General features: G+C 66.6%; 13 protein-coding genes and 1 riboswitch. Of the genes, 2 read left to right on the top strand and 11 right to left on the bottom strand.

The genetic code is table 11. The features are described from left to right. Positions 1-8: 8 nt before the first annotated feature. A riboswitch (TPP riboswitch) is annotated at positions 9-119 on the bottom strand. 36 nt (positions 120-155) lie between these two features. From BM197_RS05100 to gatC, 8 genes are all read right to left on the bottom strand, one after another. After that, a complete protein-coding gene (locus BM197_RS05100; protein WP_090709419.1) occupies positions 156-515 on the bottom strand; it encodes a hypothetical protein in 360 nt (119 codons plus the stop codon). 51 nt (positions 516-566) lie between these two features. After that, positions 567-1,814 (bottom strand): DNA polymerase IV, encoded by a 1,248-nt coding sequence (dinB, locus tag BM197_RS05095; protein WP_090709417.1) that lies wholly within the window; start codon positions 1,812-1,814, stop codon positions 567-569. A 184-nt stretch (positions 1,815-1,998) separates the two neighbouring features. Continuing rightward, positions 1,999-2,235: a hypothetical protein gene (locus tag BM197_RS05090; RefSeq protein ID WP_090709416.1), complete on the bottom strand. Its 237-nt coding sequence runs from the start codon at positions 2,233-2,235 to the stop codon at positions 1,999-2,001. Between the two features lie 137 nt (positions 2,236-2,372). Further along, on the bottom strand, positions 2,373-2,543 hold the full coding sequence (locus BM197_RS16230; RefSeq protein ID WP_177216727.1) for a hypothetical protein: 171 nt from the start codon (positions 2,541-2,543) through the stop codon (positions 2,373-2,375). 60 nt (positions 2,544-2,603) lie between these two features. Then, positions 2,604-3,197, bottom strand: a complete 594-nt coding sequence (locus tag BM197_RS05085; RefSeq protein ID WP_090709414.1) for a hypothetical protein — start codon at positions 3,195-3,197, stop codon at positions 2,604-2,606. A gap of 116 nt (positions 3,198-3,313) precedes the next feature. Continuing rightward, entirely contained in the window at positions 3,314-4,828 is a 1,515-nt protein-coding gene (gene gatB / locus BM197_RS05080) for an Asp-tRNA(Asn)/Glu-tRNA(Gln) amidotransferase subunit GatB (RefSeq protein WP_090709412.1), read from the bottom strand. Continuing rightward, positions 4,828-6,339, bottom strand: a complete 1,512-nt coding sequence (gene gatA, locus BM197_RS05075) for an Asp-tRNA(Asn)/Glu-tRNA(Gln) amidotransferase subunit GatA (RefSeq protein WP_090709411.1) — start codon at positions 6,337-6,339, stop codon at positions 4,828-4,830. Before gatA ends, gatB begins: the two co-directional genes overlap by 1 nt. Next, positions 6,339-6,638, bottom strand: coding sequence for an Asp-tRNA(Asn)/Glu-tRNA(Gln) amidotransferase subunit GatC (gene gatC, locus BM197_RS05070; RefSeq protein ID WP_090709409.1), 300 nt, complete (start codon positions 6,636-6,638; stop codon positions 6,339-6,341). The genes gatA and gatC overlap by 1 nt, the downstream gene beginning before the upstream one ends. 86 nt (positions 6,639-6,724) lie before the next feature. Between gatC and BM197_RS05065 the strand changes: the two genes are divergently transcribed. Next, entirely contained in the window at positions 6,725-8,440 is a 1,716-nt protein-coding gene (locus BM197_RS05065; protein ID WP_090709407.1) for a long-chain-fatty-acid--CoA ligase, read from the top strand. Between the two features lie 181 nt (positions 8,441-8,621). On the opposite strand, the gene ligA is transcribed toward BM197_RS05065, so the two are convergent. The 3 genes from ligA to BM197_RS05050 form a co-directional block, all read right to left on the bottom strand. Further along, positions 8,622-10,961 (bottom strand): NAD-dependent DNA ligase LigA, encoded by a 2,340-nt coding sequence (ligA, locus tag BM197_RS05060; RefSeq protein WP_090709405.1) that lies wholly within the window; start codon positions 10,959-10,961, stop codon positions 8,622-8,624. An 81-nt stretch (positions 10,962-11,042) separates the two neighbouring features. Further along, positions 11,043-12,170 (bottom strand): tRNA 2-thiouridine(34) synthase MnmA, encoded by a 1,128-nt coding sequence (gene mnmA / locus BM197_RS05055; RefSeq protein ID WP_218151818.1) that lies wholly within the window; start codon positions 12,168-12,170, stop codon positions 11,043-11,045. A 41-nt stretch (positions 12,171-12,211) separates the two neighbouring features. Beyond that, positions 12,212-13,432, bottom strand: coding sequence for a cysteine desulfurase family protein (locus tag BM197_RS05050; protein WP_090709401.1), 1,221 nt, complete (start codon positions 13,430-13,432; stop codon positions 12,212-12,214). 56 nt (positions 13,433-13,488) lie between these two features. On the opposite strand from BM197_RS05050, the gene glgX reads away from it, so the two are divergent. Next, positions 13,489-15,543, top strand: coding sequence for a glycogen debranching protein GlgX (gene glgX, locus BM197_RS05045; RefSeq protein ID WP_090709399.1), 2,055 nt, complete (start codon positions 13,489-13,491; stop codon positions 15,541-15,543). Positions 15,544-15,569 lie beyond the last annotated feature (26 nt).

The raw sequence follows: 15,569 nt of genomic DNA, 5'->3' as shown, positions 1-15,569 counted from the left end.
GGCACGGGTAGTGAGATAGTTTGCCTCCCTGCGCTGGCATGACCCAGATCAGGTTCGACGGTCGAAGATTATGGAATCTTCCTCTCAGCCCGGTTCACCGGACTCCCGTGTTTACTACCGTCAGTCTAGTTGGTTCCGCCGGACGGGGGCGATTCCTACTTCTTCAGCGCGCGGATGACGAGCGCGAGTGCTCTGCCGACCACCCAGACGAAGGGGATGCCGACAGCGACCAGCGAGACGATGTTCGGTTCGAATCGCAGTCCTTCGCGGCTCTTCAGGTATGCGCCGATCGGGAGCGCGAAGCCTCCGCCGCCGCCGCCGGACCCGGCACCGTTTCCGTGCATCGTTGCAGACGAGGCGTCGCCTTCGCCTTCGGCCTCACCGGCACCGAATCCATACCAGGCAAGGGCGACGGGAACGAGCTTTTCGCCGTCGACGTCTACGGGGTCGCCGTACACGGTGGTCACTCCGACAGACTTGAATTTGTCGGCCAGGTCGAGCGGTAGTTTTGTCATACCGTCACGCTAGCGGGATGCAGCGGGCGAACCAAGGGGTTGCGCCGGATCTCACTCCCGCGGAGCGCGGGTGCCGCCCGCTGTCTCACCGCTCGGCCGCGTGAGCATGGATGCGCGACGGACGGCCGCTCCCCCAAATCGTGCGCGCAGGGAGTCGATCGTCGTCTCGGCGTCGCGCCATTCCTCATCCGGGTCCCACAGGGCGGCCATCTGATCGTCCCCGTCGACGAGGTGCTCGGCGCGGACACCCACGAGGCGCACCGGTCGCCCGTCGACCTGGAGCGCAGTGAAGAGGTCGTTGGCTTCTTCGTAGAGGCGACGACCGACGTTGGATGGCTCGGCGAGCGTGTGCGACCGGGTCAGCGTGGTGAAGTCATCAAAGCGAACCTTGATGGCGATTGTCCGGGCCAGGTACCCGGCCTTCCGCAACCGGACGGCGACCTGGTCGGCGAGCCGGAGCAGCTCTAGGCGCAATCGGGCGGCGTCCGTGATGTCGGTGTGAAAAGTCACTTCGTGACCGATGCTCTTCTCGGTCGCCGCGGTGACGACCGATCGTGGATCGCGCCCGTGTGCGAGATCGTGCAACTTGATGCCCGTCGCGTCGCCCACCGCTTTCCTCAGGGTGGCGAGCGGAGTGTCTGCGACGTCACCGACGGTGTGCAGCCCGATTCGCAGCAGGGACTCCTCTGTCTTCGCCCCGACCCCCCAGAGCGCGCGGATCGGAAGAGGGTGGAGAAACGCGAGGGTTTCTGCAGGTGGAATGACCAGCAGACCGTCAGGTTTGGCCCGACCGGATGCCACCTTCGCGACGAATTTCGTCGCCGCTGCGCCGACGGAGCAGGTGAGGCCCGTTTCGCGGTGCACCCGCTCACGGATCAGCTGTCCCACCTGGGCGGGAGAGCCGATCAGTCGCCGCGCACCTGACACATCCAGGAACGCCTCGTCGATGCTCAGCGCCTCGACCAGCGGCGTGGCATCCCGGAAGATTCCGAGAACCTGGCGTGAATAGTGCGAGTATCGCTCGTGATGCGGGGGCAGGACGACGGCCTGCGGGCACAACCGCATGGCCTTCGACACCGGCATCGCTGCCGACACACCGAACCGGCGGGCTTCGTAGGTGGCGCTCGTGACCACCGAGCGACCTTCGGCATGCCCGATGATCACGGGTTTGCCGCGGAGTTCGGGATAGTCGAGCAGTTCGACGGAGGCGAAGAAAGCGTCCATGTCGATGTGCAGGATGTGAGCGCCTTCATCATTGACGGCAGATACCTGCCTGGCGCTGCCGTCCTGTTTGCTCATACGCCAATTGTCCCACAGCGCAGAGAAGATGCGAACGTGTGTTCGAGAGTGGGCCTGCCGCCGACATCCGATTTCGCCGCTTTCCCCGCGTCTTTTCACGCGTTCCGGTCGGTTTCACGCGGCGCGCCGGGTGTTTCGGTCCGGAACGGGTGAAGTGGCGGTCAGCAGTCTCCGCTGCTGGCGTTCACTCGGAGCGGACTGCCGGTGCCGAAACCGTGGCAACCGCTGCCTTGCGACGCCGGTGCCGGCTCAGAAGCAGGACTTCGACAGGGGCGGTGAGCCCGATGGCGAAAAGGACGGCGAACCAATTGCCCGTGGCGAGGCTGACCCACACGCCCGCACCGAGCACGAGCGCCGAGTAGCCCGCTGCGAGCCCCCACACCAGTGGAGTGGGCAGCCCGGATGCCGCGCGATGAGTCATACGCGCAGCCTAGCTGGGGACCCCCGCAGGCGTCTTTTCACCCGCTGCGGTCGGATTCACCCGGCGCGCCGCGTGAATCCGACCGCAGCGAGTGAATCGGCGCAGGAACGAACTCCTCCGCCCACGACGACCGCCGGTCACAGAATCGGGCCGGACTGCACGACCTCGAAGGTATGGTCGAACAAGACGGAACACGCACACTCCCGTGATGCCACGACATTTGCCGAGTCGACGATGCCACCGAGCCGTCGGGCAGCCGAAATCGGATCTCCCCCGGTCGGCGTCTCATCGAGCGTCTGCGAAACCACGACGACCGCCCGGCGGCCGGCCGGTTCGGTGGTGCCAGCGAGGCCGGCTCACCGGAGACCTCAGACGAGAGCGATCACGACCGGCTTCAGCCACTCCCGGAACGCAACAGGGTCGTACCGCAGCGTCTGGCTGATGATCACCGTGTCGGGGGCAACGACCCACGCCCCTACACCGCGCACGGGGAGCACCTCGAGGTCCAGCCGGAACGAGCCGCTCTGCCTGCGCAGTTCGAACTGCCGCCGTTGAACGAGTTCATAGGCGTCGGCGAGCGGATGCTCCCGCGCCGCGACAGCACGCAGGTATTCCGCGTGGCGGTCCTCGACCCAGGCCATCGCGGTGTCGTAGCAGTTGTAGACGAGCTCCTGGAGCTCAAGGGCGCGGTCGAAGACCTCGAAGTGCGGTGGCCGAACCTGGCTGATGAACGGGCGGGTGGCCCGGCGGACGATGCCCGCCCACCAGCCGCGCCACTGAGCTGCCAGGGCGTCGGTATCGATGCCACCCCGGTCGACAGGTTCAAGCATGGGGTCTGCCGGCGGAATCTGCTCTTCACAGATGTCGCTCAGGCCGCCGAGTTCCCGCAAGGCAAGCGCAAGCAACAGATCTCTCGGACAGTCCTCAGTGATCTGCCAGCGAATCGAGCCCTCGACCAGCATGCCAGCATCGTACCTCCGAAAAAATCGGCGGCAAAGGCCGCAAACTGGCAGCCTCCTCCGAGAAAACAGCGGGCCGATTCGCGGCACGGATGTCGCGAACCGCCCCGATGGAATTGTTAGCCGGCGGCGCGTTCCAACACCAGTTCGCGCACGCGCGCGGCGTCTGCCTGGCCCCGCATCGCCTTCATGACCGCTCCGATCACGGCACCGGCTGCCTGCACCTTGCCGTCGCGGATCTTCGCGAGCACGTCGGGCTGTGACGCGAGTGCTTCGTCGATGGCGGCGATGAGCGCGCCGTCATCAGACACGACCGCGAGCCCGCGCGCGTCGACGACTTCCTGGGGCGTGCCCTCGCCGGCGATAACGCCTTCGAGCACCTGGCGCGCGAGCTTGTCGTTGAGGCTTCCGGCCTCGACGAGCGCGGCGACCGCGGCGACGTTCTCAGGAGAGACGAGGGAAGATGCCTCCACCCCGTTCACGTTCGCGATACGACTGATCTCACCAGTCCACCACTTGCGGGCAGCGGCCGGTGTCGCCCCTGCGGCGACCGTCTCGGTGATCTCAACCAGGAGCCCGCCGTTGACGACGTCCTGGAACTCGAGGTCGGTGAAACCCCACTCCGCCTTCAGGCGGCGACGACGTTCAGCGGGCGGTTCCGGGAGGGCAGCGCGCAATTCCTCGATGAGTTCGGCGCTCGGCTGCACGGGCAGCAGGTCGGGTTCCGGGAAGTACCGGTAGTCGTCGGCGTCGCTCTTGGGTCGCCCGGCGCTTGTGCGCCCGGTGTCTTCGTGCCAGTGACGCGTCTCCTGGGTGATGGTTCCGCCGTCGGCGAGAATCGCAGCCTGGCGCTGGATCTCGTAACGGATGGCGCGCTCGACGGAGCGCAGCGAGTTCACGTTCTTCGTCTCAGTGCGAGTTCCGAGGGGCGCGGACGGCTGGCCTTCAGGAGTGCGCGGCCGGAGCGAAATGTTCGCGTCACAGCGCAGGTTGCCGCGCTCCATCCTGGCATCCGAGATGCCGAGGCTGACGACGATGTCGCGGATCGTGGCGACGTACGCTTTTGCGAGTTCCGGGGCATCCGATTCGGCGCCGTAGATGATGTCGGTGACGATCTCGACGAGCGGAACCCCGGCGCGGTTGTAGTCGACGAGCGAGTACTCGGCGCCCTGGATCCGGCCGGTGGAACCGCCGACGTGGGTGAGCTTGCCTGCATCTTCTTCCATGTGCGCGCGCTCGATGGGCACCGTCACCTGCCGGCCGTTGGGCAGTTCAACGTCAACGGATCCGCCGAAGGCGATCGGCTCGTCGTATTGCGAGATCTGGTAGTTCTTCGCCAGGTCCGGGTAGAAGTAGTTCTTGCGTGCGAATCGCGACGACGGCGCGATCGAGCAGCCGAGGGCGAGGCCGAGGCTGATCGAGTACCGCACCGCCTGTTCGTTGACGACGGGCAGCGCACCGGGCAGGCCGAGGCACACCGGCGTGACGTTGGTGTTGGCATCCGACCCGAAGTCGTTCGGCGCATGCGAGAACATCTTGGTCTTGGTGTTGAGTTCGACGTGCACCTCGAAGCCGAGCACCGGCTCGAACAGTTCGAGGGCCTTGTCGTAGTCCATCAGGGCGTCTTTTGCCATTATTTGCCTCCCAGTGCCGGAGCCTTGGAGATCAGTGTGTGACCCCACTGTGCTTCGAGCAGAGCTTCGATTGCCGCGCCGACGCGGTACAGCCGGGCGTCTTCGCGCACCGGTGCCATGATCTGAATTCCGACCGGCAGGCCGTCTTCGGGGGCGAGCCCGATCGGGACGCTGATGCCAGGAACGCCGGCGAGGTTCGCCGGGATGGTCGCGACGTCGTTGAGGTACATCGCCATCGGGTCTTCGAGTTTCTCGCCGAACTTGAACGCCGTGGTCGGGGCGCTCGGGCTGACGAGCACATCGACCTGCGCGAATGCGGCGTCGAAGTCACGCTGGATGAGCGTCCGCACCTTCTGTGCGCTGCCATAGTACGCGTCGTAGTAGCCGGCGCTGAGGGCGTAGGTGCCGAGGATGATGCGTCGCTTGACCTCAGGGCCGAAGCCGAACTCACGGGTCGCGGCCATGACCTGCTCAACGGTGCCGCCACCGTCGGGCTGCACCCGCATCCCGAATCGGACCGAATCGAACTTGGCGAGGTTCGACGAGGCCTCGGCGGGCAGGATCAGGTAGTAGGCGGACACGGCGTACTCGAAGTGCGGTGCGCTGACCTCGACGACTTCGGCGCCCTGCTTCTGCAGAAGGGCGACGGTTTCGTCGAAACGGGTTTGAACGCCGGCCTGGAAGCCCTCGCCTGAGAGTTCCTTGACCACGCCGACCTTCAATCCCTTGAGTACATCGCCCCTGGCGCCTTCCCGTGCGGCGGCGGCCATGGACGGCCAGGCATCCGTGAGGGAGGTCGAATCGAACGGGTCATGTCCGCCGATGACATCCTGCAGCAGACCGGCATCGAGGACGGTGCGCGTGACCGGTCCGACCTGGTCGAGGCTCGACGCGAGCGCGATCGCGCCGTACCGGCTGACCGCTCCGTAGGTGGGTTTGACACCAACGGTGCCGGTGACGTGGGCGGGCTGTCGGATCGATCCGCCGGTGTCGCTGCCGAGCGCGAGCGGCGCTTCGAAGGCGGCGACCGCCGCCGCTGATCCTCCGCCGGATCCGCCGGGGATCCGGCCGAGGTCCCACGGGTTGCGGGTCGGCCCGTATGCCGAGTGCTCGGTCGACGACCCCATGGCGAACTCGTCCATGTTGGTCTTGCCGATCGGGATGAGGCCGGCTTCGCGTGCCTTCTTCACCACGGTCGCGTCGAACGGGGACATGTAGCCCTCGAGGATCCGGCTGCCTGAGGTGGACGGCATGTCCGTGGTGACGAGAACGTCCTTCACGGCGAGCGGGACGCCGGCCAGCGGCCCGAGTTCCTCACCAGCGGTGCGTCGTTCGTCGATCCGACGAGCCGCGTCGAGAGCGGAGTCGGAGACGTGGAGGAAGGCGTGCACATCGGAGTCGACGGCATGGATCCGGTCAAGGTGTGCCTGGGTGGCTTCGACGGCGCTGATCTCGCGGTTCTGCAGCTTCTCGGCCAGGCCTGCGGCCGTCAGGCGGATGATGTCGCTCACTACTGTTCCTCCCCCAGGATCGCGGAGACCCTGAATCGGTTGTCATCGTGCTCCGGTGCGTTCCGCAACGCCTGCTCGATGGTGAGCGTCTCACCGATCACGTCTGGGCGGAAGACGTTCGACAGGGGAACGGGGTGGCTCGTTGCCGGAACATCCGGGGTCGCAACCTGCTGCACCTTCGCGATGCTGTCGACGATCTGGTCGAGTTCGGTCGTGAGACTCGAGATCTCTTGGGGAGTGAGGGCAATGCGGGCGAGGTTCGCCAGATGCGCCACCTGCTCCTCAGAAATTTCAGACATGGGACTCCGTCGGTAAGTACTGGGGTGTGCATCCATTCTATTGGGCCCTCGTAACGCCCCACTCGCCCGCCGCTAGAGTTGGACGAGTGAGCGATACCTCCCTGCGTCCATGGCTGGCCAACTACGCACCGGATGTTCCCCACGACATCCCGGAACAGAACGGATGCCTCGGCGACCTTGTCGACGCATCCGCTGCCTCGTACCCGACACAGGTTGCCCTCGAGTTCTTCGGAGCGACGACGACGTACCGTCAGCTGCAGCACGCCATTGCCCGGGTCGCTGAGGGCCTGAAGGCGCTCGGCGTGAAGAAGGGAGACCCGGTCGCGCTGGTCCTGCCGAACTGCCCGGAGCACATCGTCGCCTTCTACGCGATCCTGCGCCTCGGCGCGATCGTGGTGGAACACAACCCGCTCTACACGCCCCGGGAACTGCGGCACCAGTTCGAGGACCACGGAGCGAAGGTGGCCATCGTCTGGAACAAGGTCGTTGCGAGGGTCCAGGAGTTCCCCGATGACATCGCCGTGAGCTCGCTCGTCTCGGTCGACATCACCCGGTCCATGCCCCTGTCGATGCGGCTGGCTCTTCGGCTGCCGGTCGCCAAGGCCCGCGAGTCGCGGGCGACGCTCACCGCGAAGACCAAGGACACGATCTCGTGGGCCACGCTGAGCTCTTCGCGCACGATCGACCCATCGCATCCTCGCCCTGAGGCGACGGATGTCGCGATTCTCCAGTACACGTCCGGGACCACAGGCATGCCGAAGGGGGCGGTGCTCACCCACGCTAACCTTCTGTCGAACGCCGTCCAGGCCAGGGCATGGACCCCGACCATTACCCACGCCGGCTGCACGATCTACGCCGTCCTGCCGATGTTCCACGCGTACGGGCTCACCCTGTGCCTGACTTTCGCGATGAGCCTCGGCGCCCGCCTGGTGCTGTTCCCGAAGTTCGACGCGGACCTCGTTCTCAAGGCGGCCGCGAAGCATCCGCCCACCTTCCTGCCGGCCGTTCCGCCGATCGCGGAGAAGCTGCTGGCGCGGGCGAAGGAGATGGGCGTCTCGTTGCGCGGCCTGGAGATCGGGATCACCGGCGCCATGGCCCTGCCGCACGAACTGGTCGTTCCGTTTGAGGAGGCCACCGGCGGTTACCTCATCGAGGGTTACGGCCTCAGCGAGTGCTCCCCCGTTCTGATGGCGAACCCCGTTTCGGACCGGCGCAAACCCGGCACGGTGGGCCTGCCCATCCCGGGGACCGAAATCCGTGTCGTTGACCCGGACGACCCGACCGTCGATGTGGAGCCCGGGACGCCCGGCGAGCTGATCGTCCGTGGTCCTCAAGTGTTCTCGGGGTACTACCGTAAGCCCGAGGAAACCAGTGCTGTTTTCGTCGACGGGGACTGGTTCCGCACCGGCGACATCGTGACGATGGATGCCGACGGTTTCGTGAGCGTGGTGGACCGGCTCAAGGAGCTGATCATCACCGGCGGCTTCAACGTCGCGCCGACGGAGGTCGAGAACGCCCTGCGCCTGCACCCCGCGGTCCAGGACGTCGCCGTCGTGGGAATGCCCAGTGCGCATTCCGGCGAGGACGTCGTCGCTGCGATCGTCGTGCGGCCGGGCGAGAAGCTGGACCGCGAGTCGATCCGCCAGTTCGCACGGGAGAACCTCACCCCGTACAAGGTTCCTCGCCGCATTGTCGCCATCGATGAGCTGCCGACATCCCTCATCGGCAAGGTCCTCCGTAAGCAGGTGCGGGAGATGCTGCTGCAGAAGGAGACCGGCCGTCAGGGCGACATCCTGCGCTGACCCTCGGCCGCCGACCCGTCGGCGGAGCCTCGAGCGGAGATTTTGGCGAAACGCCGCGGCGAGACACCCGACACGCCGACGCCCAGCGAATCCATCCGCTCGAACGCGCGCGGCCGCGACCGCGGCCAAGGCAGCATCGCGGATCCACCTTGGGTAGACACGCGCCCGGAATCCGCTCAGCTCAGCTGGCGGGAACGTCGGCCCTCTCGTCGCCGACGATGGCGTCGTCGAGCGCCGCAGGCCCCTGCGTCACCAGAAGTGCGAACTGCGCCGCGTCGATGATCCGCAAACCGAGCTCTTCGGCCTTGCCGAGTTTCGATCCGGCGCCTGGCCCTGCGGCTACGAAGTCGGTCTTCTTCGACACGCTCGACGCTGCTTTGCCGCCAGCCGCGATAATCGCCTCCTGGGCACCTTCGCGGGTGAACCCTTCGAGCGAGCCAGTGGCCACAACGGTGAGACCGGCGAGCACTCCCCCGCCGTTCCCTGCAGAACCGGGACCCAGGTGCCCAGGGGTCGTGAACTGCACGCCCGCCTTGGTCCACTGGTCGACGATCTGGCGGTGCCAGTCGACCTCGAACCAGTCGAGGACCGCATCGGCGATGATCCCGCCGACACCGTCGGTCTCGGCGAGCTGGTCCCGGCTCGCGGACCGGATGGCATCCAGCGAACCGAAGTAGTCGGCGAGTGCCCGCGCTGCGACCGGTCCGACGTGACGGATGTTGAGCGACACGAGGATGCGCCACAGCGGCTTCGTCTTCGCCGACTGCAGGTTCTGCAGCAGCTCGATCGCGCCCTTCGACGGCACGAAGGACTCGTCGCCGGAGAACTCAGCAGCGGTTGGGTCGTATGGGCCGTCTTTCGGGCCGCGCTTGCGGCGGAACGGAGTCACCCGTTTCACCTCGCCGTCAGGGCCCAGCTTCGGAAGCCCGGTCTCGAAATCAAAGACCGTCACCGTGACCGGGAAGAGGTCCTCGATGGTGAGGTCGAACAGGCCGGCCTCTGAGACGTCGCCGTTTGCGTCGGCGAGCGGCGCAGCGGCGGGTTCGAGCGGCTGGGTGAGTGCCGCTGCGGCGACCTCGCCGAGTCCCTCGACATCGAGCGCCCCACGGGAGCCGATGTGTTCGACCCTGCCTCGCACCTGGGCCGGACAGGAGCGCGAGTTCGGGCAGCGGAGGTCCTTGTCGCCCTCTTTCGCCGGGCGAAGCGGTGTCCCGCACGACGGGCATCCGACGGGCATGACGAACTCCCGTTCGGAGCCGTCGCGCAGTTCGACGACCGGCCCGAGGATTTCGGGAATCACATCGCCGGCCTTGCGCAGCACGACGGTGTCGCCGATGAGAACGCCCTTCGCCTTCACGACGTCCTGGTTGTGCAGGGTCGCCTGGCTCACCGTCGACCCGGCGACGCGCACCGGCTCGACCTGCGCGAACGGTGTTGCCCGCCCGGTGCGTCCGACGCTGACGACGATGTCGAGCAGTTTCGTGTTCACCTGCTCCGGCGGGTACTTGAATGCGGTCGCCCAGCGCGGGGCGCGGCTGGTGGCACCGAGTTCGTCGTGGAGCGCGAGCTCGTCCACCTTCACGACGATGCCGTCGATCTCGTGCTCGACGCTTGCGCGGTGCTCGCCGTAGTGCTCGATGAACCCGATCACCCCATCGATGGTGTCGAAGACCCTGAAGTGGCTCGAGGTGGGAAGTCCCCATTCCTTCAGGAGTCCGTATACCTCGGATTGCGCAGACACCGGCGGGTTCGGCCACGCTCCGATCCCGTGCACGAGCATCTGCAGCCGGCCCAGCCGGTTGTCCATGAGTTTCCGCTGAGCGGCGTTCTTGCTTTCGGCCTTCTGTCGAAGGCTCCCGCTCGCCGCATTCCGTGGGTTGGCGAAAACCTTTTCGCCCGCCGCCAGCTGCAGCTCATTGAGTTCACGGAACGACTCGACGGGGAAAAAGATTTCGCCGCGCACTTCGACGCGCGACGGATGCCCCGTCCCGGCCAGCCGGGTGGGGATGGACCGGATGGCGGCGATGTTCTCGGTCACGTCTTCGCCGACGACCCCGTCACCGCGGGTTGCCGCGCTGACGAGCCTGCCGTTCTCGTAGCGCAGGTTGACCGCGAGCCCGTCGATCTTGAGCTCACTCAGGTAGTGCACCGACCGGCCGGATGCGCGCTCCACCCGCTCAGCCCAGGCACGCAGTTCTTCGGCGGAGAAGACGTTGTCGAGGCTGAGCATCCGTTCAGCGTGGGTCACCGGGTCGAACAGCGACGCCTGCGCACGGCCGCCGACGGTCTGGGTGGGGCTGTCCTGGCCCTGGAGCTCCGGGAAGAAGTGCTCGATCAGTTCGAGGCGGCGCATCATCTGGTCATACTCGGCATCGGAGACGAGTGACGCGTTCTGCTCGTAGTACGCGTCGCGCAACTCGAGGATGCGCGTCGTCAGCCTCGCCGCCTCAGCCGCGGCCTTCTCAAGGTCCTTCGGCGTTGACTGCTGGGTGGCGTTTTCGTGTTCGGTGCTCTCTGTCACCTGCCCAGTCTAGAGACAGCCGCAGACACCGGAGAGGGGTAGCGCGGGGCACACCGACCGCGTTCGAGGCGCGGTGTCGCGTCAGGAAACCGGGGTGGGAACAGCGCTGACCGTGCGGTCGATCGTGCATTGGCCGAGCACTCGTGTGCCGACGTAGACGACGGCGGTCTGCCCGGGGGCGACACCGTCGAGGGGTGTTCCCGGTCGCACCATCAGCTCGGGTTCGCCGGTCTCGGCATGAGCCTGCACGACAGCGACTGCGGGAACGGGATCGGCGTGGGCGCGGATCTGCACGTCGCAGTCGAACGCGACCTCGGGATGCTCCGGCGCGGCGCCAGCCCAGGTGAACCGGGAGCCGGCGATCTCGGCGATGGCGAGTGCTTCCTTCGGACCGACGACGACCTCGTTGGTCTTCGGACGCACCTCGAGGACGAACCGGGGACGACCGTCGGGGTCGGGGACACCGAGGTTGAGCCCGCGTCGCTGCCCGACGGTGAACGCGGCAGCGCCCTCGTGGGAACCGACGACCGAGCCGTTCCGGTCGAGGATCTCACCCTTCTCGGCGCCGACGCGTTCGGCGAGCCAGCCGCGGGTGTCTCCGTCGGGGATGAAGCAGATGTCGTGACTGTCGGGCTTGTTGGCGACGCTGAACCCGCGGGCCGCCGCTTCGGCGCGCACCTCCGCCTTCGACGGCGTTGCACCGAGCGGGAACATCGAGTGCGCGATCTGCTCAGCGGTGAGCACGCCGAGTACATAGCTCTGGTCCTTGGCCCACGCGCTCGCACGGTGCAGTTCGCGGTTGCCGACGTCATCCGTCACGATCGTCGCGTAGTGGCCGGTGCACACCGCGTCGAAGCCGAGGTCGATCGCCTTTTCAAGCAGCGCGGCGAACTTGATCTTCTCGTTGCAGCGCATGCACGGGTTCGGTGTGCGCCCTGCCGCGTACTCGGCGATGAAATCGTCGACGACGTCGAGCTTGAATCGCTCAGAGAAATCCCAGACGTAATACGGGATGCCGATGATGTTGGCGGCGCGCTGCGCGTCCATCGAGTCCTCGATGGTGCAGCAACCGCGGCTACCCGTGCGCAGGGTACCTGGCATCCTGCTGAGCGCGAGATGGACACCGACGACGTCGTGGCCAGCCTCCACGGCGCGCGCGGCGGCGACTGCGGAGTCGACTCCGCCGGACATTGCTGCTAAAACCTTCACCCGAGAAGTGTACGCGCCGTTTGCTGGACGCGAACTGCGGGTCAGGCTCCGAGCTTTGTCGTACGGTCGGAGAGTCCCGCCCGGGATGCTTGCGCATACGCCCCGGGCAGGGCTGCGAGCAGCGCGTCGATGTCGCTGTCGCTGGTGGTGTGCCCAAGCGTCACGCGGAGGGCACCTCGCGCCTCGAGTTCCGTCCGACCCATCGCACGGAGCACATGGGACGGTTCGGGGATGCCGGCCTGGCAGGCGGAGCCGGTGGAGACGGACACCCCGGCCATGTCCAGCAGGAACAACAGCGAATCTCCCTCACAGCCGGCGAAAGCGACGTGAACGTTACCGGGGAGCCTGCCGCCCCCGGCTGGGCCGTTCAGCCGCGCCGACGGAACGGCGGTGAGGATGCCGTCGATCAGGCGATCGCGCAGGGCGGCGAGCCGCACAGCCTCATCGGCACGATGGCCGGTGGTGAAAGCTGCGGCCACCGCGAAAGACACGGCGCCGGCGACATCCTGGGTTCCCGAACGCACCCGCCGCTGCTGCCCGCCACCGTGCAACAGCGGCTCGATGCTGGCCGACCGGGACAGGACGAGCGCACCGACGCCGACAGGGCCGCCGATCTTGTGCGCCGAGACGCTCATCGCGACGAGCCCGGCACCGCCTGAACTGCCGGATGCGTCGCGGACGGCCCGGAAATCGATGTCGAGGTAGCCGTAGGCGGCGACCGCGTCGACGTGGACCGGCACCCCGGATGTTGCGGCGAGCGCCGCGATCTCGGTCACCGGTTGGATCGTTCCGACCTCGTTGTTCGCCCACAGCAGGGTGACGAGCGCGACCCGATCTCCGTAGCGCTCAAGTGCAGCCTTCACTTCGTCGGGGCGGACGAGACCGTCGTCGTCGAGCGGCAGCCAGCCGATCTCGGCGCCTTCATGCTGTTCGAGCCATTCGAGGGTGTCGATCGTGGCGTGGTGCTCGCCGCCGGGGGCGAGGATCACCGGCTTGGGGGCGCCGCGGTTCCGCGACCACCAGATGCCCTTGATTGCCAGATTGACGGCTTCGGTTCCCCCTGAGGTGAGGACGACTTCGATCGGGTCGCAGCCGAGGGTCGCGGCGATCTTCTCCCGGGCCTCTTCGAGCATCCGCTTCGCCGCCTGGCCCTGTGAGTGGATGGATGCCGGGTTCCCCACGACACCGAGCGCGTCAGCATAAGCGAGGATGGCGTCGGGGAGCATCGGTGTCGTCGCCGCATGATCGAGATAGACGACCATCCCACTCCCTTTCCGCCGGTACGCGCACGGTGTGCGCACAAACTACTCTAGAACGCATGACACCAGCCGATCCCCTGCACGATCTCGGCGTTCGGATCACGTCACACGGCGGTGAACTGCGGGTCTGGTCGTCGGGCGCCGGTTCGATGGAACTGGTGATCTTCGACGACACCGACCCGAACTGGATGACCAAGACCGTCCCGATGCACAAGGGACCGGACTCCGTGTGGGTGGGCCGGTCCCGCACCCTCCGGGTGGGGACGCGCTACGCGATCCGCGCGTCAGGCCCGTCATCGCCCACATCGGCGTTCAACCCGGCGCAGTTGCTGATCGACCCGTACGCCCGCGGCCTCGTCCGGGTAAGCGCCGGGCAGTACCGGTCGGTTGTCGTCGACACCACGTTCGACTGGGGAGGAGTTGCCAAGCCAGCCACTCCCCTCGACCACACGGTGATCTACGAAGCCCACGCGAAGGGCATGTCCAAGCTGAACCGGCATGTGCCGGAGCACCTGCGCGGCAGCTACGCCGGAATCGCCCACGAATCGTCGATTCGCTACCTCAAGGATCTCGGCGTCACGGCGGTGGAACTGCTCCCCGTCCACGCTTTCGTCTCCGAGCAGCGTCTCCTCCGCCAGGGACTCACCAACTACTGGGGGTACAACACCCTCAACTTTTTCACCCCGCACGCACCGTACGCGTCGAAGGCCGCCCAGGCGGAGGGCCCTGGGGCGATCCTCCGGGAGTTCAAGGGCATGGTCCGCCTTCTCCACGAGGCGGGACTCGAGGTCATCCTCGACGTCGTCTACAACCACACGGCCGAAGAGGGCAGGGGTGGACCGACGACAAGCCTCAGGGGCCTCGACAACGCTGCGTACTACCGCCAAAGCGACACCGGGGAGTACATCGACGTCACCGGATGCGGCAACAGCCTCGACACGTCGCACCCGACAGCGCACCGCCTGGTGATGGACTCATTGCGGTATTGGGCGAACGAGGTGCAGGTCGACGGGTTCCGGTTCGACCTCGCGGTAACGCTCGGTCGCGACGGCAAGCACGAGTACGCCCCCGACCACCCGTTGCTCACCGACATCATCTCGAACCCGGCGCTCGCCGGGGTGAAGATGATTTCCGAGCCGTGGGATGTCGGCATGGGCGGATGGCAGACCGGTAACTTTGCGACGGGATGGATCGACTGGAACGACCGTTACCGTGACCGGGCACGTAACTTCTGGCTGTCCGACGTCGACTACGCGAGACGGGCGAGCACGGCTCCTGTCGGGATCGGCGGGTTCGCGACACGGCTCGCCGGGTCGGCCAACACCTTCTCCACCGAACGCGGCCCACTGGCATCGATCAACCTCGTCACAGCCCACGACGGCTTCACCCTCGCCGACCTCGTCTCCTACGACGTCAAGCACAACGTCGGCAACGGCGAATCCAACCGGGACGGAACCGACAACAACCGCTCGTTCAACCACGGCGCTGAAGGCCCGACCAACGACGAGGCCATCCTCGCCACCCGGCGCAAGGCGATGCGCAACCTGCTCGGCACCTTGCTGATGTCTGCCGGAGTTCCGATGATCACCGCCGGCGACGAGTACGGCCGCACCCAACGCGGCAATAACAACGCCTACTGCCACGACTCCGAACTGACCTGGCTGAGCTTCCCCGTCGACAAGTGGCAGCACAACCTCCACGCCCACACTCGGCGGCTCATCGAACTGCGCCGCGAGAACCCGGCGCTGCGCCCGGTACGGTTCGGCCGCCCCGGCGAGACGGTGCCGAGTTCGAGCCACATGGACTGGTACGACCAGTCCGGCAACACCATGAGCGACGACGACTGGACAAGCGCCCGCAACCGCACGCTCCAGTACGTGGCGGCGAGCACCCCGGAGGTCGAGGAGTTCAACCGGATCCTGCTCATTGTGCACGGCGTCGAAGCAGGGGTCACTGTCACGCTACCCCGCCACGACGGGGTGGTGCGCTACGACCTGCTCTGGCGCAGCGAGGACGAGACGCCGCTGACGGAGATCAGGTCGTTCGCCCCGGGCGAGACGATCGACATCTCGCCGACCTCCATGCTGCTGTTCCAGGCGTTCTCCGACGACTAAGCAGGACTAAGAGCTACTGAGAAGGA

It is taken from the genome of Mycetocola miduiensis (assembly GCF_900115155.1).
In the GTDB taxonomy this organism is placed as follows: Bacteria; Actinomycetota; Actinomycetes; order Actinomycetales; family Microbacteriaceae; genus Mycetocola_A; species Mycetocola_A miduiensis.
This window is presented reverse-complemented; position numbering and strand designations above follow the sequence as displayed.

Bases quoted from the DNA above. Each gene is read 5' to 3' on its own strand.
- BM197_RS05100 (WP_090709419.1), bottom strand. From the start codon at position 515: ATGACAAAACTACCGCTCGACCTGGCCGACAAATTCAAGTCTGTCGGA.
- dinB (WP_090709417.1), bottom strand. From the start codon at position 1,814: ATGAGCAAACAGGACGGCAGCGCCAGGCAGGTATCTGCCGTCAATGAT.
- BM197_RS05090 (WP_090709416.1), bottom strand. From the start codon at position 2,235: ATGACTCATCGCGCGGCATCCGGGCTGCCCACTCCACTGGTGTGGGGG.
- BM197_RS05085 (WP_090709414.1), bottom strand. From the start codon at position 3,197: ATGCTGGTCGAGGGCTCGATTCGCTGGCAGATCACTGAGGACTGTCCG.
- gatB (WP_090709412.1), bottom strand. From the start codon at position 4,828: ATGGCAAAAGACGCCCTGATGGACTACGACAAGGCCCTCGAACTGTTC.
- gatC (WP_090709409.1), bottom strand. From the start codon at position 6,638: ATGTCTGAAATTTCTGAGGAGCAGGTGGCGCATCTGGCGAACCTCGCC.
- BM197_RS05050 (WP_090709401.1), bottom strand. From the start codon at position 13,432: ATGGTCGTCTATCTCGATCATGCGGCGACGACACCGATGCTCCCCGAC.
- glgX (WP_090709399.1), top strand. From the start codon at position 13,489: ATGACACCAGCCGATCCCCTGCACGATCTCGGCGTTCGGATCACGTCA.